The 20,725-nt window shown below is 68.8% G+C and carries 15 protein-coding genes; 10 read left to right on the top strand and 5 right to left on the bottom strand.

From position 1 onward, the window contains the following. Positions 1 to 76 precede the first annotated feature (76 nt). Positions 77 to 868: a cold-shock protein gene (locus ACFOD9_RS13215; RefSeq protein WP_379510673.1), complete on the bottom strand. Its 792-nt coding sequence runs from the start codon at positions 866 to 868 to the stop codon at positions 77 to 79. A gap of 268 nt (positions 869 to 1,136) precedes the next feature. On the opposite strand from ACFOD9_RS13215, the gene ACFOD9_RS13210 reads away from it, so the two are divergent. Continuing rightward, on the top strand, positions 1,137 to 1,952 hold the full coding sequence (locus ACFOD9_RS13210) for a TerC family protein (protein WP_379510594.1): 816 nt from the start codon (positions 1,137 to 1,139) through the stop codon (positions 1,950 to 1,952). 5 nt (positions 1,953 to 1,957) lie between these two features. Next, positions 1,958 to 2,389, top strand: a complete 432-nt coding sequence (locus ACFOD9_RS13205) for a TIGR01244 family sulfur transferase (protein WP_379510593.1) — start codon at positions 1,958 to 1,960, stop codon at positions 2,387 to 2,389. A 43-nt stretch (positions 2,390 to 2,432) separates the two neighbouring features. Here ACFOD9_RS13205 and ACFOD9_RS13200 read toward each other — a convergent pair whose 3' ends face one another. From ACFOD9_RS13200 to ACFOD9_RS13190, 3 genes are read right to left on the bottom strand one after another with little or no spacing between them, the layout of a single operon-like run. Next, the gene (locus ACFOD9_RS13200; RefSeq protein ID WP_379510592.1) at positions 2,433 to 2,879 is read right to left on the bottom strand and encodes a MaoC family dehydratase; all 447 of its coding nucleotides are present in this window, start codon (positions 2,877 to 2,879) and stop codon (positions 2,433 to 2,435) included. A 40-nt stretch (positions 2,880 to 2,919) separates the two neighbouring features. Next, entirely contained in the window at positions 2,920 to 4,305 is a 1,386-nt protein-coding gene (locus tag ACFOD9_RS13195) for a DUF5935 domain-containing protein (RefSeq protein ID WP_379510672.1), read from the bottom strand. After that, the gene (locus tag ACFOD9_RS13190; RefSeq protein ID WP_379510591.1) at positions 4,298 to 4,438 is read right to left on the bottom strand and encodes a hypothetical protein; all 141 of its coding nucleotides are present in this window, start codon (positions 4,436 to 4,438) and stop codon (positions 4,298 to 4,300) included. Before ACFOD9_RS13190 ends, ACFOD9_RS13195 begins: the two co-directional genes overlap by 8 nt. Before the next feature lie 68 nt (positions 4,439 to 4,506). Here ACFOD9_RS13190 and ACFOD9_RS13185 point away from each other — a divergent pair, with 68 nt between their 5' ends. From ACFOD9_RS13185 to ACFOD9_RS13150, 8 genes are all read left to right on the top strand, one after another. After that, positions 4,507 to 5,766 carry a TIGR04063 family PEP-CTERM/XrtA system glycosyltransferase gene (locus ACFOD9_RS13185; protein WP_379510590.1) on the top strand — a complete coding sequence of 420 codons (1,260 nt, stop codon included), beginning with the start codon at positions 4,507 to 4,509 and terminating at the stop codon, positions 5,764 to 5,766. Between the two features lie 31 nt (positions 5,767 to 5,797). Continuing rightward, the gene (locus ACFOD9_RS13180) at positions 5,798 to 7,225 is read left to right on the top strand and encodes a hypothetical protein (protein ID WP_379510589.1); all 1,428 of its coding nucleotides are present in this window, start codon (positions 5,798 to 5,800) and stop codon (positions 7,223 to 7,225) included. Between the two features lie 262 nt (positions 7,226 to 7,487). Then, positions 7,488 to 12,128 (top strand): glutamate synthase large subunit, encoded by a 4,641-nt coding sequence (gene gltB / locus ACFOD9_RS13175; protein WP_379510588.1) that lies wholly within the window; start codon positions 7,488 to 7,490, stop codon positions 12,126 to 12,128. Between the two features lie 17 nt (positions 12,129 to 12,145). Beyond that, complete coding sequence (locus tag ACFOD9_RS13170; RefSeq protein ID WP_379510587.1) at positions 12,146 to 13,579, top strand: glutamate synthase subunit beta; 1,434 nt, start codon at positions 12,146 to 12,148, stop codon at positions 13,577 to 13,579. Positions 13,580 to 13,663: 84 nt separating this feature from the next. Then, entirely contained in the window at positions 13,664 to 15,286 is a 1,623-nt protein-coding gene (locus ACFOD9_RS13165) for an NAD(P)/FAD-dependent oxidoreductase (protein ID WP_379510586.1), read from the top strand. Between the two features lie 141 nt (positions 15,287 to 15,427). Continuing rightward, entirely contained in the window at positions 15,428 to 16,372 is a 945-nt protein-coding gene (gene fcl, locus ACFOD9_RS13160) for a GDP-L-fucose synthase (RefSeq protein ID WP_379510585.1), read from the top strand. Beyond that, a complete protein-coding gene (locus ACFOD9_RS13155) occupies positions 16,369 to 17,628 on the top strand; it encodes a WcaI family glycosyltransferase (protein WP_379510584.1) in 1,260 nt (419 codons plus the stop codon). Before fcl ends, ACFOD9_RS13155 begins: the two co-directional genes overlap by 4 nt. A gap of 14 nt (positions 17,629 to 17,642) precedes the next feature. Beyond that, positions 17,643 to 18,857 (top strand): glycosyltransferase, encoded by a 1,215-nt coding sequence (locus ACFOD9_RS13150; RefSeq protein WP_379510583.1) that lies wholly within the window; start codon positions 17,643 to 17,645, stop codon positions 18,855 to 18,857. A gap of 24 nt (positions 18,858 to 18,881) precedes the next feature. Here ACFOD9_RS13150 and ACFOD9_RS13145 read toward each other — a convergent pair whose 3' ends face one another. Then, the gene (locus tag ACFOD9_RS13145) at positions 18,882 to 20,684 is read right to left on the bottom strand and encodes an ABC transporter ATP-binding protein (protein WP_379510671.1); all 1,803 of its coding nucleotides are present in this window, start codon (positions 20,682 to 20,684) and stop codon (positions 18,882 to 18,884) included. Between the last annotated feature and the right edge of the window lie 41 nt (positions 20,685 to 20,725).

The raw sequence follows: 20,725 nt of genomic DNA, 5'->3' as shown, positions 1-20,725 counted from the left end.
CCAGCCGGGCCGCCACCTGCGCGCGTTATGGTGTCGCCTGCCTTCGGTCAAATGTCCGAAGGGCCAGCGGGCTGGATCAACCCTGAAGCGGCACCAGGTTGACCGCCGAGTACTTGCCTCGTCGATCGACCTCGATATCGAATTCCATGCGATCACCTTCGTTCAGGCCCCGCAGGCCCGACCGTTCCACCGCACTGATGTGCACAAAGGCATCCGGCTGGCCGTCGTCACGGGTGATGAACCCGAAGCCCTTCATCGAATTGAAGAACTTGACCGTGCCGGTGGCCTTCTCGCCGGTCAGCTGGCGCTGCGGCGCAGCCTCGCGCTTCTCGACCGCAATCACGTCGCCGACGACCACCAGGTCGCTCGCCGAGATCTTGCCGCCGCGATCGACGAGGGTGAATTCCAGGCCCTGGCCTTCCGCCAGACCTTCCAGGCCGGCGCGCTCGACCGAGCTGATGTGCACGAACACATCCTCGCCGCCGTCCTCGCGCTGGATGAAGCCGAAGCCCTTCTGCGAATTGAAGAACTTGACCACGCCCTTGCCCTGGCCAACGACCTGGGCGGGCATCCCGCCGCCACCGCCGCCGCCGCCGCGCGGACCGCCGAAGCCGCCGCCGCCACCGCCGCCGAAGCCGCGGCCACCGCCACCGCCGCCGCCGAAGCCGCCACCGCCACCGAAGCCGCGGCCACCGCCGCCGCTACCGAAGCCGCCGCGATCGCCGCCGCCGAAGCCGCCACGGTCACCACCGCCAAAGCCGCCGCGATCACCGCCGCCGCCGCCGTAGAACGGATCGAAACTTTCTTCGCCGAAACCACCGTCCCGCTTGTCACGACCCTTGCCGCGACGTCCTCTGTCGAAACCCATAAACCCGAACTTACCTTCGCTTCGCCCCCGTGGATTCGCCCGGGCGGCGCGGACGAAACGCGCCGGACGGCAGGGCAAGCCGACACGCAAAGCGCCGGCCCTCTCTTCTGCATCTTCGGGCATAGCCGAAAATACGGCAAAGCGCGAACAGATTCGCACCCCGCCCGCGCGGCCCGCGTCCAGCACAGCGTTCGGGCATGGCCGGCGGCCCGCGCGGACCTGCGCGGATCGGCTTGCCAGCCTCGCGCGGCCTTGGCACAACCGCCCGATGGACCTCATTGCCTTGCTCGCCGAACCCGCCACCTGGGCGGCCCTAATCACCCTCATCACGCTCGAGATCGTCCTCGGGATCGACAATCTCGTGTTCATCGCGATTCTGTCGAACAAGCTCCCGGCCGCGCAACAGCAGAAGGCGCGCCGCATCGGCCTGTTCCTGGCGCTGGGAATGCGGATCGCCCTGCTGCTGCTGATCGGCTGGATCGTCACCCTCCAGGCGCCGCTGTTCGACCTCGGCCTTGCCGGGACGCCCGGCCCCCACGGCGAACCCACCTTCGAGACCGCCTTCTCCGGGCGCGATCTGATCCTGATCGCCGGCGGCCTGTTCCTGCTGTGGAAGGCCACCAAGGAAATTCACCACAACATCGATGGCGAAGGCGAATCGGGCGAATTGCTCGATCATGACAAGGGCCTGGCGCAGATCGCCTTCGGCGCGGCCATCGCCCAGATCATCGCGCTCGATCTCGTCTTCTCGATCGATTCGATTCTCACTGCCGTGGGGATGACCGACGACGTGCCGATCATGATCGCCGCGGTCGTGATCACCGTGGCGATCATGATGGTCGCGGCCGACCCGCTGGCCCGGTTCATCGAGAAGAACCCCACCCTCGTGATGCTCGCGCTGGCGTTCCTGGTGATGATCGGCCTGGTGCTGGTCGCCGATGGGTTCGGGGTCCATGTCCCCAAGGGCTATGTCTATGCCGCCATGGCCTTCTCCGCCCTGGTCGAAACCCTCAACATCATCGGCCGTAACCGCCGCAACCGCCTGCGCGCCAGCCAGGGCGGCGTCCAGGCCGCCCGGAGCTGACGCCCATGTTCAAGTCGATCGTCGAAGGTGTCTATGCCAGCCCCCAGATCGGCCTCCCCGAGGTCGAACTGGCCAAGGCCATGGGCGTGGTCCTGATCATCAACAACCGCCCTGAACTTGAATCGCCCGACCAGACCCCGGGCGCCGAGATCGAGGCCGCCGCGCGCGCCGCCGGAATCGCCTACGTGGCGATTCCGGTCAGTCACGCCGGCTTCAGCGAACCCCAGGTCGCAGCCATGGCCAGGGCGCTCGAAGGCGCCAGTGGCCCGGTCCTGGCCTATTGCCGCTCGGGCACCCGGTCGACCCTGCTGTGGGCGCTGGCCGAAGCCAGCAAGGGCGCCGATCCCGACGAACTCGCCGCCGCTGCCGCCCGGGCCGGCTACGACCTGGGTCCGGTCCGCGCCCTGCTCGACGTGCTCGCATCCCGCGCGGACTGACCGGGCTGGCAGTTCCGGGCCGGGTGACAGGTCCGGCCGGCACTCAGACCGTGCAGAGCACCAGCCACTCAGCCACGAAGGCCGGCTTGGCCGCGCCCTCGATCTCCAGCGAGGCATCGAACCTGAGCAGCCACTGCCCGGCCCGCTTCTCCACCGCCTCGGCCAGCCGGAACACGCCCCGAACCCGCGCGCCGCACGGCACCGGTGCCAGGAAGCGGACCTTGTCGAAGCCGTAGTTCATGCCCACGGTCATCTCGACCGCCGCCAGCATATCGATCGACATCCCCCCCAGCAGCGACAGGCTGAGGAAGCCATGGGCGATGGTCCCGCCGGTGCCGGTCACCGCGGCGGCGCGTTCGGGATCGACATGGATGAACTGGTGATCCCCGGTGCAATCGGCGAAGGCATCGATGCGCGGCTGGTCGATCACGACCCAGTCCGACGTGCCCACGATCTCTCCGGTTTGCGCCGCCAGTTCGGCCAGTTGCATTCGCCTTGCTCCGTCGTTGCAGGGGGGATGCAGTGCCCCCTCAACGGGCAGCATGGACCGGAACCGGAACCGGCGCAACGCGGTCTGGCCGCAAGGGCCGCGCCGGCTCGTCCAAACGCTTGAGATAGCTCCACAAGGCGCATTGCAGGCCGATCAGCATCAGGATGAACGGCTGGAACGCGATCCCCACGAAGGCCGCGCCCAGCAGGTATATGAGCTGGGCCTGTTGCAAGGCGTTGGCCAGCGGCGCCTGCCACTGCACCTGCGGCCCGGCCCCTTCGGCCGCGGCCCGACGGCCCCAGCGCCGGCGCAGCCGCTCCATCTGCCACAGCCCGGAAACCTGCAGCCACAGCCACAGCGCCAGCCCCGGCCAGCCCTGCTCGCCCAGCATCTCGAAATAGCTGGAATGATAGGCGCGGGCCTGGTCGGTAACCGTCCTGGTCTCGACTTCGGTCTGGCTCCCGCTGCTCTGCGCGGAGCGGGTTTCGATCACCAGCCGGTTGGAGCGATAGGCGTCGAAACCGCCGCCCAGCGGGTGATCCTTCACATAGTCCAGGGTCCACTTCCACACCGCAAGGCGGGTGGAGGCGGACTGGTCGGCCTCGTGGTTCTCGATCGTGTCCATCCGCTTGGTGAAGCTGGCCGGCAGGAACGGCACGGCCACCAGCGCCAGGGCCAGCGCCCCGCCCAGGTAGAGCAGACGGTGGCGCACCGAGCGCAGCATCAGCACGCCGAGCAGGCCGATGCACAGGAGGCCGGTGCGCGCCTGGGTGCCCACCGGGATCAGCAGGCAGGCGAAGATCAGCGCCGTGGCGAAGATCCGCACCAGGATCCCGCGCGGGTAGATCGTCCCGTGGCGCGCCAGCCACAGGATCAGCGGGATGATCGCGATGGCCACGCAGGAGATGATCGAGCCTTCATAAAGCCCGGAATTGTCCTGCACGAAGAAGGTGAGCGCATTGTAGCCCCCGCCAGTGAGCGCGGTCTTGATCCCCCCGGTGATCGCGATCGAGCCGGCCGAGAGCACCATGAACAGCGCCGCCGCCTCGATCCTGAGGCGGGTTCGCAAGGTCAGCGGCAGGAAGATCGCGAAGAGCAGCGCCTTCCACACCCAGGCCCACTTGTCCGCCGCCTCGACCGGGAAATCCGCGGTCAGCGTGGTCGCCCCGCAATAGGCCAGAAGCGCCAGGAGCAGCCCCTGGCGCAGGGTCAAGCGGCTGTCGGCCTTGTCGTCGGCCACCAGCCACAGGCCGAAGGCGGCGAGGAAGGTGATCAGCGAGATCGGAATCGAGGCCAGCAGGTGCCACGAGATCTTCTGCGGCGCGACGATGTCCACATAGAGATAGGCCAGCACCGCCAGGAACGGCCGCTTGAGCGAAAGCGCCAGCAGCGCCATCACGAACAGGAACAGCGCAAGGTCAACCACGCGGCGGACCTTCGCCGGCATCCCTGTCTGGCTCCGCGACCGGATCCCGATCGAGATCGCCGCGCAGCACCAGCCGCCAGGCAGCAAGCGCCAGCAGGCCATGGGCTATCGTCAGGGCAAACAGGTCGACCATTCCCGCCCCGCCTAGGCCATGCGCGGTTGACGCCGCGTTAAGCCTCTTGCGCTAGGCCTCAGCCGGCCATGCGCGTCCTCCATGTCCTCGATCATTCGCTGCCGCTCCACAGCGGCTACACCTTCCGCACCCGCGCGATCCTGAAAGCGCAGGAAGCGCTGGGGCTGGAGGTCCGCGGGATCACCGGCCAGCGCCACGACGCGCAAGGACCGGCGATGGAGGAGGCCGACGGCCTCACCTTCCACCGCACCCCCGGTCGGCCATCAGGCCCGCCGGGTGTTCGCGAATGGCGCGAAATCGGCGCGCTCGCCCGGCAGATCGAACAGGTGGCCGCCCAGTGGCGCCCCGACCTGCTCCACGCCCATTCCCCCGCCCTGTGCGGCATGGCCGCCGCCCGCGCCGCGCGCGGACTCGGCCTGCCGCTGGTCTACGAGATCCGTGCCTTCTGGGAGGATGCCGCGGTGGGCAACGGCGAGGGCCGCGAAGGCTCTCTCAAGTATCGCCTGACCCGCGCCCTGGAAAACCGGGTGGTGGCCCGCGCCGAGGCCGTGGTCACGATCTGCGCCGGACTGAAGGCCGATCTGGTGGCGCGCGGGGTCGACCCGGCGCGCATCGCGCTCTCGCCCAACGGCGTGGACTTCGCCCTGTTCGGCGATCCGCCGCCGCCTGACGCCGCACTGGCCGCCAGTCTGGGCCTGACCGGCGCGGACGCCGGCCCGGTGATCGGCTTCATCGGCAGCTTCTATCCCTATGAAGGGCTCGACGTGCTGATCGAGGCCATGCCGCTGCTGCTCGCGCGCGAGCCGGGGGCGCGGCTGATCCTGGTCGGTGGCGGGCCGGCCGATGCCGCCCTGCGCGAACGCGCCGCCGCCTCGCCGGTCGCCGCCGCGATCCATTTCACCGGCCGCGTCCCCCATGCCGACGTCGAACGCTGGTATGCGCTGATGGACATCATGGCCTATCCCCGCAAGGCCAGCCGGCTGACCGAACTGGTCACGCCGCTGAAGCCGCTCGAAGCCATGGCCCAGGGCAAGCTGGTTGCTGCCTCGGCCGTGGGCGGGCACCGCGAGCTGGTCAGCGATGGCGTGACCGGCTCCCTTTTCGCGCCCGACGATCCGGCGGCCTGCGCGGCTGCCCTCGCGGCCCTGGCCGCCCGCCGCGACCGGTGGACCGAGACCCGCGCCGCCGCCCGCGCCCACGTGCGCGCCCATCACGACTGGGCGGTCAATGCACGTCGTTATCTCCCCGTTTACCAAGCTGCGGTAGAGAACCGGCTGAAGAGAAGCGCATTTGCCACCAGGGGCGCGACCAACGCTCCGGGGCCATAATGGGAACCTGGTCTCGCCGATGACACCGCATATGCCCAGCGACATCCCGACCGAGCCGGCGCAGGATCGCCGCCGCGCGGCGTTCGCCGCCCACCCGCTGTTTCCCGCCATCCTTGCCCTGTGGCTTGCCGCCCTGCTGGCGATCGGCGCCATGATCATGCCGGTCGGACTGATCGAGCGCGCGGCCGGCGCGGTCCACCTTGACGATCTCGTGCCCTCCGCCCGCCCGCCGCTGGGCTTCACCGCCCGGCTTCTGCTCGCCTTCGCCCTCGCCCTGACCGGCGCGGCCGGCGGCCTTCTTGCCGCCCGCGCGCTGGGCCGCCGCCATGCCGGTTCGCCCGTGCGCCAACCCGCCGCCGCCGTGCGCGCCGCCCCGACGCCCACGGCCGGCGACGACGAGGATTTCGCCCGGCTGGCCGCCTCGCGCAGCGAATCGACCCCCCGCCGCCGCGCGCTGACCAGCGAGACGGCCGAGGGCGCCCCCTCGATCCTCGAGATTTCCGCCCTGCCGACGCTAGCCCCGCTGGCGGCCGCATCCGCAGCCGCCGAGCCTGCCGCTGAACCTGCCGATGCGCCCGCCGATGCACCGGCGGGCGCGCCCTCGGGATCCGGCGCGACCCCGGCGGCCGAACCGGCCGACGATCGCGGCGATGCCCCCGCGATCCGGTTCCGCAGCCCGGCCCAGCTTGCCGGGACGGCGGCCATGCGCCTGTGCGCCGCGCCGCTGGAAACCCTCGGCGTGATCGAGCTGGTCGAACGATTCGCCGTGGCCCTCCATGCCCGCCGCCATCGCGACGGCACGACCGAGCCATCGGCTCCCGCATCCAACCAGATCCAGCCAACGCCCTTCGGCGAACCCCATGGCGGCGCGCCCCGCCCGGCCCCGTCCGCGAATCGGCCGTTTGATATGCCGGCCGAGCCCTGCGCCGAAGACCTCGCCAGCCGGCCCGCCGACCAGAATGCCAGCCCGCTGCTCGCGCGCCGCCCTGCCCCGCCTGCCAACCTGGCGCCATCGCCGGCCGGCGAAATGGTGATCCTGTCCCCGCCGGTCCAGGCCGACCGGTGGCTCGACGAGAATCCCGGTTCCGACAGCACCGAACCGGCGCTGTGGAGCCTGCCCGAGTTGGACGGCGGCGATGATCATGGCGGCGGCGATGGCAGCCCGGCCGATCCAGCCGCCGATCCCGATGCGACCGGCTATTCCTCGCTGCTCGACCTGCGGCCTACCACCCGCGTGCCGCCTCCGCTCGCCGATTTCGTCCGGATCGAGGATGGCGAGGCGGAACCGGCAGCGGAAGCCGGCCCGCGCCCCGTGGTGGTCTTCCCCGGCCAGGCCGTGCCGGCACCCCCGCTTCCCACGCGCCTGCCCGGCATGGACGAGCCGGCCAGCGCGGCACAGACCGAGGCGGCCCTTCGCGAAGCGCTCGCCGCGCTCCAGCGGATGAGCGGCACCGCCTGACTTGCGGCGCAAGGCAAATCGGCCCACACTCGGCCGATCGCCGGTTCCCGTTTTCGGCCCGAATCCTGCCCCTGTCGGCGCGGCATCCTGCCCCTGGGGGTAGCCGACGCAGGTTCGCAGTTGCAAAATCACTGTCCCGACGGCAATGGCGCAGTTTGCGACACTCGCTGCATTTTTGCGGCCGGGTGAGTCGCGTTTTCGGTATCGGAGTTTCCTGGCTCGTTCAGGGGCATCCGGCGGCTGTTACAGGATGGATTATTCGATGGGATTCCCGCAGGCCCAGGGCCTTTATGATCCGCGCAACGAACACGACGCGTGCGGCGTCGGCTTTGTCGCCCACATCAAGGGCGCCAAAAGCCACGCGATCATTACCCAGGCGCTCGAAATCCTCAAAAACCTCGACCATCGCGGTGCGGTGGGCGCGGATCCGCTGCTGGGCGACGGCGCGGGCATCCTGATCCAGCTTCCCGACCAGCTGATGCGCTCGTGGGCGCGCGATGCCGGCGTCACCCTGCCGGCGGCGGGCGACTATGCCGTGGCCATGTGCTTCCTCCCCCAGGACGAAGCCAGCCGCGCCCTGATCGTGGAAACCTTCGAGAAGTTCATCGCCAAGGAAGGCCAGCACCTGATCGGCTGGCGCGACGTGCCGGTCACGCTCGACGGCCTCGGCAAGACCGTGCGCGAATCGATGCCGGTGATCCGCCAGTGCGTGGTCGGCCGGGGCGAGAACTGCGCCGACCAGGACGCTTTCGAGCGCAAGCTGCTGGCGATCCGCAAGCAGGTCCAGAACCCGCTGGCCGCCATGGCCGAAAAGCACGGCCTGCCGGGCCTGACCCAGCTCTATATGCCCAGCTTCTCCACCCGCACGATCGTCTACAAGGGTCTCCTGCTCGCCACCCAGGTCGGTTCCTTCTATGACGACCTGCGAAATCCGGAATGCGTTTCGGCGCTGGGGCTGGTTCACCAGCGCTTCTCCACCAACACCTTCCCGAGCTGGAAGCTGGCCCACCCGTTCCGGCTGATCGCCCACAATGGCGAGATCAACACCGTTCGCGGCAACGTGAACTGGATGAACGCGCGCCGCCGCACGATGGAATCCGAGCTGCTCGGCCCGGACCTCGACAAGATGTGGCCGATCATCCCCCACGGCCAGTCCGACACGGCCTGCCTGGACAACGCGCTCGAGCTGCTGCTGGCCGGCGGCTACTCCCTCGCCCACGCGGTGATGATGCTGATCCCGGAAGCCTGGGCGGGCAACCCGCTGATGGATTCCAAGCGCCGCGCCTTCTACGAATACCACGCCGCGCTGATGGAGCCGTGGGACGGCCCGGCCGCCGTGGCCTTCACCGATGGCCGCCAGATCGGCGCCACGCTTGACCGCAACGGCCTGCGCCCCGCCCGCTTCTGCGTGACCGACGACGATCTCGTGGTCATGGCCTCGGAAAGCGGCGTGCTGCCGATCAAGGAAGACAATATCGTCCGCAAGTGGCGGCTCCAGCCGGGCCGGATGCTCCTGATCGACTTTGCCGAGGGTCGCATCATCGAAGACGAGGAAATCAAGGCCCAGCTCGCCGGGGCCGAACCCTACGAGGAATGGCTGGAAGCGGCCCAGTACAACCTCAAGGACCTCGCCGTGGTCGAGCCGGAGCTGGCGCAGCTCCCGGTCGAAACCACCTCGCTGCTCGATCGTCAGCAGGCCTTCGGCTATACCCAGGAAGACGTCTCGAAGTTCCTCGAACCGATGGCCGTCCAGGGTGACGATCCGCTCGGCTCGATGGGAACCGACACGCCGATCGCGGTGCTCTCCAACCGGTCGCGCCTGCTCTACGACTACTTCAAGCAGAACTTCGCCCAGGTCACCAACCCGCCGATCGACCCGATCCGCGAGGAACTGGTGATGAGCCTGGTCTCGATGATCGGCCCGCGCCCGAACCTGCTCGGCCACGATGCCGGCAGCCACAAGCGCCTCGAGGTTGACCAGCCGATCCTCACCAACGAGGATGTGGCCAAGATCCGCTCGGTCGAGGCGGCGCTCGATGGCGCCTTCCGCACCCAGACCATCGACATGGCCTGGGATGCCACCACCGGCGCCGCCGGGCTGGAAGCGGCAATCAAGGAAATGTGCTGGCTGGCCACCGAGGCGGTCCTGGCCGACAAGAACATCCTGATCCTGTCCGACCGCGCCCAGGGTCCGAACCGCATTCCGATGCCGGCCCTGCTGGCCACGGCCGCGGTCCACCACCACCTAGTCCGCCAAGGCTTGCGGATGCAGACCGGGCTGGTCGTGGAAACCGGCGAAGCCCGCGAGGTCCACCACTTCTGCGTGCTGGCCGGCTATGGCGCCGAGGCGATCAACCCCTATGTCGCGCTCGAGACGCTCGAGGACATCCGCGTCCGCAAGGGGCTGCCGCTCTCGGCCTACGAGGTCCAGAAGAACTACATCAAGGCCATCGGCAAGGGCATCCTGAAGGTCATGTCCAAGATGGGCATCTCGACCTACCAGTCCTATTGCGGCGCGCAGATCTTCGACGCGGTCGGCCTCTCGTCCGAGTTCATCGAGGGCTATTTCACCGGCACGGCCACCTCGATCGAGGGTGTCGGCCTCGTCCAGGTGGGCGAGGAAAGCGTGCGCCGCCACGCCGCCGCCTATGGCGACAACCCGATCTACAAGGCCATGCTCGACGTCGGCGGGATGTACGGCCTGCGCCTGCGCGGCGAGGAACACGCCTGGACCGCGCAGAACATCGCCGCGCTGCAGCACGCCGTACGCGGCAACACGCCGGAAAAGTACCGCGAGTTCGCCCAGACCATCAACGACCAGTCCGAACGGATGCTCACCATCCGCGGCCTGATGGAGCTGAAGCAGGCGGACAAGCCGCTCGACCTTTCGGAAGTCGAACCGGCGAGCGAGATCGTCAAGCGCTTTGCCACCGGCGCGATGAGCTATGGCTCGATCTCGTGGGAAGCCCACACCACCCTGGCGCTGGCGATGAACCGGATCGGCGGCAAGTCGAACACCGGCGAGGGCGGCGAGGATCCCAAGCGCTTCACGCCCCTGCCCAACGGCGATTCGATGCGCTCGTCGATCAAGCAGGTGGCCTCGGGCCGCTTCGGCGTCACCGCCGAATACCTCGTCAACGCCGACGACATCCAGATCAAGATGGCGCAAGGCGCCAAGCCCGGCGAGGGCGGCCAGCTGCCTGGCCACAAGGTCGACAAGACCATCGGCGCCACCCGCCACTCCACCCCCGGCGTGGGCCTGATCAGCCCGCCGCCGCACCATGACATCTACTCGATCGAGGATCTGGCCCAGCTGATCCACGACCTGAAGAACGTCAATTCGGGCGCGCGGATCTCGGTCAAGCTCGTCTCCGAAGTCGGTGTCGGCACGGTCGCCGCGGGCGTCTCCAAGGCGCGCGCCGACCATGTCACGATCTCCGGCTACGAAGGCGGCACCGGCGCTTCGCCGCTCACCTCCCTCACCCACGCCGGCAGCCCCTGGGAAATCGGCCTGGCCGAAACCCAGCAGACCCTGCTGCTCAACAACCTGCGTAGCCGCATCGCGGTCCAGGCCGACGGCGGCCTTCGCACCGGGCGCGACGTGGCCGTGGCCGCGCTGCTGGGCGCCGACGAGTTCGGCTTTGCCACCGCGCCGCTGATCGCGGCCGGCTGCATCATGATGCGCAAGTGCCACCTCAACACCTGCCCGGTGGGCGTCGCCACGCAGGACCCGGTCCTGCGCGCCCGCTTCACCGGCCAGCCCGAGCACGTGATCAACTACTTCTTCTTCGTCGCCGAAGAGCTGCGGGCGATCATGGCCGAGATGGGCTTCCGCAGCGTGGCCGAAATGGTCGGCCGGGTCGATCGGCTCGATACCCGCAAGGCCATCCATCACTGGAAGGCCGAAGGCGTCGACCTGTCGAAGCTGCTCCACCAGGTCCAGCCGGCCCCCGGCACCACGCTCAACTGGTCGGGCACGCAGGACCACGGTCTCGAGAACGCGCTGGACAACGAGCTGATCGCCGCCGCCGCCGATGCCCTGGAAAGCCAGGCTCCGGTGCGGATCGAGCGCAAGGTCATCAACGTCAACCGCACGGTCGGCGCGATGCTCTCGGGCGAAGTGGCCAAGCGTTATGGCCATGCCGGCCTGCCGGACAACACGATCAACGTCTCGCTCTCGGGCGTGGCGGGCCAATCGTTCGGCGCCTTCCTCGCCCACGGCGTCACGCTCGACCTCGTTGGCGATGCCAATGACTATGTCGGCAAGGGTCTGTCGGGCGGTCGTGTGATCGTGCGCCAGCCGGGCCATGTGGACCGCGAGCCGACCGAGAACATCATCGTCGGCAACACCGTGCTCTACGGCGCGATCGCGGGCGAGGCCTTCTTCAACGGGGTCGCCGGCGAACGCTTCGCCGTCCGCAACTCGGGCGCGGTCGCCGTGGTCGAAGGTACCGGCGATCATGGCTGCGAATACATGACCGGCGGCGTGGTCTGCGTGCTGGGCAAGACGGGCCGCAACTTCGCCGCGGGTATGTCCGGCGGCGTGGCCTACGTCTATGACGAGGAAGGCAATTTCGAAGCCTTGTGCAACCTTGCCCAGGTCGATCTCCTCCCCGTCTCGCCCGCGCGCGACGAGGATGAAGGCACCGGCCGCCCGCAGCAGCGCGGCACCGGCGCCACCGATCCGGGCATGGGCGATATGCTCCGTCACGATGCGGACCGCATCCGCATCCTGCTGGAGCGCCATCATCTCCACACCGGCAGCAAGCGTGCGCGGGCATTGCTGGACGACTTCGACGCCGCGGTGGCGAAGTTCGTGAAGGTGATGCCGAAGGACTACGCGAAGGCGCTGAAGCAACTCGAGGCCGAGCGGCGCGACGCCGCCTCGGTGGCCGCGGAATAAGGTAGGGTCAGTACAAGATGGGCAAGGAAACCGGCTTTCTCGAGCTTGACCGCAAGGACCGCACCTATGCGGACCCGAAGGAGCGCCTGCAGCACTACAAGGAATTCGTGATTCCGCACGCGGAGGGAGACCTCAAGGCCCAGGCCTCGCGCTGCATGAATTGCGGGATCCCCTATTGTCACAACGGCTGTCCGGTGAACAACATCATCCCGGACTGGAACCACCTGGTCTATGAAGGGGACTGGAAGAACGCACTCGAAGTACTGCATTCCACCAACAACTTCCCCGAGTTCACCGGCCGCATCTGCCCCGCTCCGTGCGAGGCGAGCTGCACCCTGAACATCGTCGACCAGCCGGTGACCATCAAGTCGATCGAATGCGCGATCGTCGACAAGGGCTGGAGCGAAGGCTGGATCGTCCCGCAGGTGCCGGCCAGGCGCACCGGCAAGACCGTTGCCGTGGTCGGCTCCGGCCCGGCTGGCCTGGCCGCCGCGCAGCAGCTCGCCCGCGCCGGACACTCGGTCACCGTCTTCGAGAAGAACGATCGTCCCGGCGGCCTGCTCCGCTACGGCATTCCCGACTTCAAGATGGAAAAGCACCTCATCAACCGCCGCATGGTGCAGATGGAGGCCGAAGGCGTCTCCTTCCGCACCTCGACGGAAGTGGGCGTCCACATCTCGGTCGATTCGCTGAAGGAAAACTTTGACGCCATCGTGCTGGCCGGCGGCGCGGAAGATCCGCGCAAGCTGGACATCCCCGGCGCAGAGCTGCCCTCGGTCCGCCCGGCGATGCAGTTCCTCACCCAGCAGAACAAGCGCAACGCCGGCGACGATGAAATGCGCGCCGCGCCGCAGGGCTCGCTGACCGCCACCGGCAAGCACGTCATCGTCATCGGCGGCGGCGATACCGGCTCGGACTGCGTGGGCACGTCGAACCGCCAGGGCGCGGCCTCGGTCGTCCAGCTCGAAATCATGCCCAAGCCGCCGGAAAAGGAAGACAAGGCACTGACCTGGCCGAACTGGCCGCTCAAGCTGCGGACCTCGTCCAGCCACGAGGAAGGCGTGACCCGCGATTTCGCCGTCCTCACCAAGCGCGTGGTGGGCGACAACGACGTGACCGGGCTGGAATGCGTCCGCGTCGAATGGGTCGGCGGCCAGATGCAGGAAGTGCCGGGCAGCGAGTTCACCCTCAAGGCCGACCTGATCCTGCTCGCCATGGGCTTCGTGGGTCCGCGCAAGCAAGGCCTGCTCGACCAGGCGGAAGTCGCCCTTGATCCGCGTGGCAACGTGGCGGCCAACGTGACCGACTACCAGACCAGCGACAGCCAGATCTTCGCCTGCGGCGATATGCGGCGCGGCCAGTCGCTCGTGGTCTGGGCGATCCGCGAAGGCCGCCAGGCGGCCCGCGCGGTCGACCTCGCGCTGATGGGCACAAGCGACCTGCCGCGCTGATCCGGCACGCCGCACCAACCGACAGGGGGCGGGCCGCAAGGCTCGCCCTTTGCGTTTGCGCGGCGAACGTCTAGGCCCGCTTTCATGCTCCGGCTATCCGACCTTGCCCTTCCGCTAGATCACGCCCCGCCCGAACTCGAGGCGGCGATCATCGCGCGCCTCGGCCTCGTCCCGGGCGAGCTCCATCGTTTCACCATCGCCCGGCGCGGCAACGATGCGCGCAACAAGCGGGCGATCAAGCTGGTCTACGTGGTGGACCTGGTCCTTGCCGACGAGGCGGCGGTGCTTGCCCGCCATGCCGGCGACCCGCACCTGCGCCCCACGCCCGACACCACCTATCGCCCGCCGGTCAGCGCCCCGCCGGGCTGGGCGGGGGAGCGCCCCGTGGTCATCGGCGCCGGCCCCTGCGGGCTGATGGCCGCGCTGATCCTGGCCGAAATGGGCCTCAGGCCGATCATCGTGGAACGCGGCAAGGCGGTGCGCGAACGCACCAAGGACACCTGGGGTCTGTGGCGCCGCTCGGTCCTCGATCCCGAAAGCAACGTCCAGTTCGGCGAGGGCGGGGCCGGCACCTTCTCCGACGGCAAGCTCTATTCGCGCATCAAGGATCCGCGCCACCTCAGCCGCAAGGTGCTGACCGAATTCGTCAAGGCCGGCGCGCCCGACGATATCCTGACCGAAGCCCATCCGCACATCGGCACCTTCCGCCTGGTCACCATGGTCATGTCGATCCGCGAGACGATCGAAAGCCTGGGCGGCGAATACCGGTTCGGCACCCGGGTCGACGATTTCGACATCGCCACCACGCCCACGGGCGAACGGCGGATCGCCGCGCTCCACCTGTCGGATGGCACCGTCCTGCCGGCTTCCCACGTGATCCTCGCCGTTGGCCATTCCGCCCGCGACACCTTCGAGAAGCTCCACGCGTGCGGGGTCCATGCCGAGGCCAAGCCCTTCGCCATCGGGGTGCGGATCGAGCACCCGCAAAGCTGGATCGACAAGGCCCGCTTCGGCGATCATGCCGGCAACAAGATCCTCGGCGCGGCGGCCTATGCCCTGTCGCACCGCTGCGCCAATGGCCGCACGGTCTATTCGTTCTGTATGTGCCCGGGCGGCCGGGTGGTCGCCGCCACCAGCGAGGTCGGGCGCGTGGTCACCAACGGGATGAGCCAGTATTCCCGGGCCGAGTTCAACGCCAATTCGGGCCTGGTGGTCGATATCGATCCCGCGCGGGACTATCCCGGCGGCCCGCTGGCCGGCATCGCCTTCCAGCGCCACTGGGAAAGCCTGGCCTTCAAGGCCGGCGGCGGGGACTACAAGGCGCCGGGCCAGAAGGTGGCGGACCTGCTCGCCGGCCGCCCGTCGTCGGGCGATTTCGGCGCGGTCGTGCCCAGCTACCAGCCGGGCGTCACCCTCACCGACCTGTCGCGCTGCCTGCCCGACTACGTGATCGAAGCCTTGCGCGAGGCAATCCCGGTGTTCGGCCGCCGGATCGCCGGCTACGATCACCCCGACGTGGTGCTCACCGGGGTCGAGGCGCGGACCTCGTCGCCGGTGCGCTTCACCCGCGGCGCCGACCTGCAAAGCCTGAATACGCGCGGTCTCTATCCCGGCGGCGAAGGCGCGGGCTATGCGGGCGGCATCCTTTCGGCCGCGGTGGACGGCATCCGCCTCGCCGAAGCCCTGGCCCGGGATCTGCTGGGCTGATCGCCAGCCGGCGGGTTCCCTTGCCCGGTCCATGTCGATACATTCCTTCCGCGCGGTGCCTGCTGCCGCCCCTGACAGCGAGATTGCCACGATCATGCCGAATCCGTCCCATCCCCTGTCCATCGGCGCGGGGGCGCGGGCGTGACGGACCTGCCCTTCGCGCTGGCCGGCCGCCGCGTGTTCGTGGCCGGGCACCGGGGCATGGTGGGCAGCGCCATTGTCCGCCGGCTGGCGCGCGAAAATTGCGAAGTGCTCGCCGCGCCGCGCGCCGAGCTTGATCTGGTCGACCAGCGGGCGGTCCGGCAATGGATGGCTCGCGAACGTCCCGAGGTGGTCATCGTCGCGGCCGCCAGGGTGGGGGGCATCTTCGCCAATGCCAGCTTCCCGGCCGATTTTCTCTACGACAACCTGATGATCGAGGCCAACCTGATCGAGGCTGCCTTCCGCACCGGGGTGACCAAGCTCTTGTTCCTGGGATCATCCTGCATCTATCCCAAGTTCGCGCCCCAGCCGATCCGCGAAGACGCGCTGCTGACCGGCCCGCTCGAACCCACCAACGAATGGTATGCCGTGGCCAAGATCGCCGGGGTAAAGCTGTGCCAGGCCTATCGGCGCCAGCATGGGGCAGACTTCATCAGCGCCATGCCGACCAACCTCTATGGCCCCGGCGACAATTTCGACCTCGCCTCCTCCCACGTCCTGCCCGCCCTGATCCGCAAGGCGCACGAAGCCCGGCAGGCTGGTCGGCGGGGGCTGGAGATCTGGGGCACCGGCACCCCGCGCCGCGAATTCCTCCACGTCGACGATCTGGCCGATGCCTGCGTGTTCCTGCTGCGCCACTGGTCGGGCGACAGCCATGTCAACGTGGGCTCGGGCACCGACATCCCGATCATGGACCTGGCCCGGATGGTGATGGCGGTCGTCGGCCTTGTTGGCGAAGTCGTCACCGATCCGGCCAAGCCTGATGGTACGCCGCGCAAGCTGATGGATTCCAGCCTGCTGGCCGGCCTGGGCTGGCAGCCGCGGATCGCCCTGGACGAGGGCATCGCCGACACCTACCGCCATTTCCTCGCGGAGGCCGGGTGAGCCAGCAACCCGCCCCACTCCGCATCGCCATCGTGGGCATCAACTACGCCCCGGAAGAAATCGGGATCGGCCGTTATACGACCGACATGGCCGTGGCCCTCGCCGCCCGCGGCCATGCGGTCGAGATGATCGCGGGCAAGCCCTACTATCCGCAGTGGCAGGTGCCCGAGGCCTGGCGCGGCGGTGGCTGGCGACGATCGGTGGAAAACGGCGTCGCGGTCACCCGCTGCCCGCACTATGTCCCGGCCAGCCCCACCGGGATCAAGCGCATCGTCCATCTCGCCAGCTTTGCCGCCGCTGCGCTCGCCCCAGCCCTTGCCCTGGCCGGACGGCGGCCCGGGCGGCGGCCCGATGTGGTCCTGTGCCTCGCGCCTGCGCTGATCAGCGTGCCGGTGGCCTGGCTGGCCGCGCGCCTTGCCGGGGCGCGCCTGTGGGTCCACGTGCAGGATTTCGAGGTCGAGGCCGCCTTCGCCATGGGGCTGGTCAAGGCAGACGGGCTTGCGGCGCGCGCCGCGCGCGCCTTCGAGAACCGGGTGCTGGGGCTGGCTGACCGGGTCTCCACGATCAGCCCGCAGATGTGCGCCAGGCTGGTGGCCAAGGGCATCGCGCCCGACCGCGTGATCGAGATCCGCAACTGGGCCGATGGCGCCGGTGCGAACGCGGGGGCCGATCCGACCGCGTACCGCGCCGAATGGGGTCTGGGCGAGACCAGGGTGGCGCTCTATTCCGGCAATATCGCCAACAAGCAGGGCATCGAGGTGATCATCGCGGCCGCGCGCCTCCTGAGCAGCCGTCCGGACATCACCTTCGTGATCTGCGGCGACGGGCCGAACCGGGCGCGACTGGAACAGGCCGCGGCGGGCCTCGCCAATATCCGCTTCCACCCCTTGCAGCCTTCCGCGCGGGTGGCGGACCTGCTGAGCCTTGCGGCCGTGCACCTCCTGCCGCAAATCCCCGATGCGGCCGATCTCGTCCTGCCCTCCAAGCTCACCAATATGCTGGCTTCCGGCCGGCCGGTCGTGGCCACGGCCGAACCAGGCACCGGCCTCCACGCCGAAGTGGACGGATGCGGCATCTGCACCCCGCCCGGCGATGCCGCAGCCCTGGCCGAGGCCGTGGCCGCGCTGGTCGACGATCCCGCGCGGGCAGAGGCGCTGGGCGCGAACGGCCGGTGCCGTGCGGTCGAACGTTGGTCGCGCGAGACCATCATCGCCCGGCTGGAATCAGCCCTGGCGCAGCTCGCCCGCGCCGCATGATCCGCGCCGGCACCATGCGGGACGAGCCCCTGACTCCGGCAGACCGGGCCGCGCGCGCCGCGTCTGGCACGATCCTCGTCTCGGCCCAGTCGCATTTCGGCGGAATTGCCGAACACGCCCACTACCAGGCCCAGGAACTGGCCCGGCGCGGATTCGATGTCGTGATGCTGTGTCATCGCGATCACCTGCTGCGGCCAACCGCGCCGCTCTACCGCCGCATTCCCGGCCTGCGCCGCAGCCGCCGCAAGGGGTTCCTCGGCCGGCTTGTCGCCGTGGCGGCCATGGCCTTCAACTTCTGGCTGCTCGCCTGGCATATGGTGCGGCTGCAGCCACGGTTTGTCCTGCTCGACGCCGCCTCGGAATACTTCGCGCCGCTGTGGGCCTGGCCGCACATCCTGTTGCACGCCACCGGCCGGATCTACCTTGCCAACCTGCACGACCCCGTCCGCTCGCGCCACTTCGGGCCGGAATGGCTCCACCGCTGGTCGCTCCGGCTGATCTATGCCCTGCTGGATGGTGGCCTGGTCCACGGCCCGGTTCCGGCCGAGGCCGGGCTACCGGCCAGCCTTGCACTGGGGCTAGCCCCGCTCGGGCCGTTCGAGGACACCTATAGCCATCCCGCCAGCCCCGACCTGCGCCAGCGCTTCGGCATCCCGGCCACGGCCCCGCTGGTGCTTTCGTTCGGGCACGTGGCCGACCGCAAGAACCTTGACCTGCTGATCGAAGCCCTGGCCGACTTCCCGCAGGTTCACCTGCTCGTCGCCGGCGCCTCGATCGGCTCGACGCAGAAGCAGGTCGGTGACTATCGCGCCCAGGCGCAGCGTCTCGGCCTGGCCGACCGGGTCCACTTCGACGACCGGTTCGTGGCCGACGCCGACATTCCGTCCTGCTTTGCGGCGGCCGACCTGGTCGCCCTGACCTACCGGAGCGATTTCGTCTCGCAAAGCGGCGTGCTCCAGCACGCGGTCGCCTTCCAGCGGCCGGTGCTCGTATCCTGCGGACCAGGTCCCTTGCGCGCGACGATGGAGAGCTTCGCCCTTGGCGAACTGGTCGAGCCTGACAGCGTCAACGCCATTGCCGATGGGCTCGCGCGAATGCTCGCCAAGCCGGAAAATCGCGCCGCAGCCTTCAGCGCCTATGCCGAAGCCTCGTCGTGGCGGGCGAACATCGACGCGCTGCTGCGCCTGGAGGAGAAGGTGCGGGACCAGCGCGCCATGCCGGCGAGTTGATCCCGCCTGGGCGGGCAGGGCCGTTCACACGCTGTCGGCAATGAAGCTGCGGAAGCGGTCCTCGTTCTCGACGAGATCGTTGTATGATCCCGAAAACACGATGCGGCCATTTTCCAGGAAGTGGATCCGGTCGTAGTCCTTCACCGTGCTCATCCGGTGGGCAACCGTCACCACGGTCACCTCGCCCCCGCCCCGGCGGATTGCCTCGGTGACATTGCGTTCGGTGACCGGATCAAGCGCAGAGGTCGCCTCGTCCAGCACCAGCACGCTTGGGTTGAAATAGAGCGCGCGGGCGAGGGCCAGGCGCTGGCGCTGGCCACCGCTCAACCGCACCCCGCGCTCACCCACCACCGTATCGAGGCCGCTGGCCTGACCGGTTTCGATGAACGCGCGCGCCTGGGCGATCTCGGCGATCTCGAGCACCCGGGCGCGATCCAGCTCGTCGTCGTCGCAGCCGAAGGCCACGTTCTGCGCGATCGATCCATCCAGCAGGAACAGGTCCTGCGACACATAGCCGATCGTCCGCCGCCATGGCCCGATGCGCCCCGCATCAAGCGGCCGGTCGTCGACCAGGATGCGCCCGCCGGTCGGCTCGAGCAAGCCGATCAGCAGGTCGATCAGGGTCGACTTGCCCGAGCCGGTCGGCCCGACGAAGGCCACCCGCTCGCCCTTCCCGATCTTGAAATCCAGCTCGGCCACCGCCGGACCATCGGCCCCCTGGTAACCAAAACTCACCCGCTCGAAGCGGATACTGTGCGACCAGCCCAGCCGATCCTCGCCCAAATCGGCCGGTGGCTGGCCGGCCGCCAGCCACCGGTCCTGCTCCCGCAGCAGCCCGGTTACCTCGTCGAGCGCCTGGCGCGAGGAATTCAGCAGCGCGGCCTGGGCGAACATCAGTTGCAGCGACGGCATGACGCGATAGGCCACCACCGCGATGAACCCGATCCGCGGCATCAGCACCGCGAGGTTCTCGCCGGCCACGATGGACGACATGACCCAGACGATCATGCCCCCGAACACCAGCACCTCGAACCCGCTGCGCGGCAGGGCCGCATACATCGGCACCCTTGCCATCGCCCGGACCATGCGGCTCGATGCCTGGCCCACCCGGTTGACGAAGTAGCCGCCCTTCTCCGCGGCCAGGATCTGCTTGATGCCGCCAAGCGCCTGGAAGATCTCGAAATGCAACTGGCGGATGCCATCGAGGATCGCGCCGGAGGTGGCATGGGCCTTGCGCCGGATCGGATGCATCACCAGGCGATTGTAGGCCAGAACGACCACGCCACCGATCACGACGACCAGCGGCTCCACGAACAGCACCGCGATGGCCATGAACACCACGATCAGCACGCGCGATACCAGGTCGAGCGCCGGCAGCACCAGGTCGGCCCCCACCTTGCCGACATCGTCGACGAGGTTCTTGATCAGGACGGAGCTGTTGATCCCGAGGAAATACTCATAGCGCCGCGCCACGAGCTGGCGCAGCAGCCGCACGCGAAGATCCTGGGCGACGGAGAAAGCGAATTTCGTGCGATAGTGATCCGAAAACAGCGACAGCCCGTTGCCGAGGACCAGGATCCCCAGTGCCAGGGTTCCGGCAGCCAGCATGATCCGGTGATCGCTGCTGCCCTGGCCGACGACCTGCACGAACAGGCGGCCCAGCGCCGACCGACGGAAGGCCGCGATGTCGGATACGGCGCTCAGGAACGGCAGCAGCGAAAACACCGCGATGGTCTGGACCGTGGCTTGCAGCACGGTCACCACCAGCACCGCGATGAGCCGCTTCAAGCCGCTCGGCCGCGCAATGAGGTAAAGCTCCTTCAGCATCGAAAGCACGCGGGTCTCCAGGTTGCCGCCGGCGGCCGGGC

The sequence above is a fragment of the Novosphingobium bradum genome (genome assembly GCF_042646485.1).
GTDB classification, from domain to species: domain Bacteria; phylum Pseudomonadota; class Alphaproteobacteria; order Sphingomonadales; family Sphingomonadaceae; genus Novosphingobium; species Novosphingobium bradum.
Note: the sequence above shows the minus strand (reverse complement) of the source record. Positions and strands in the feature narration are given on the sequence as shown.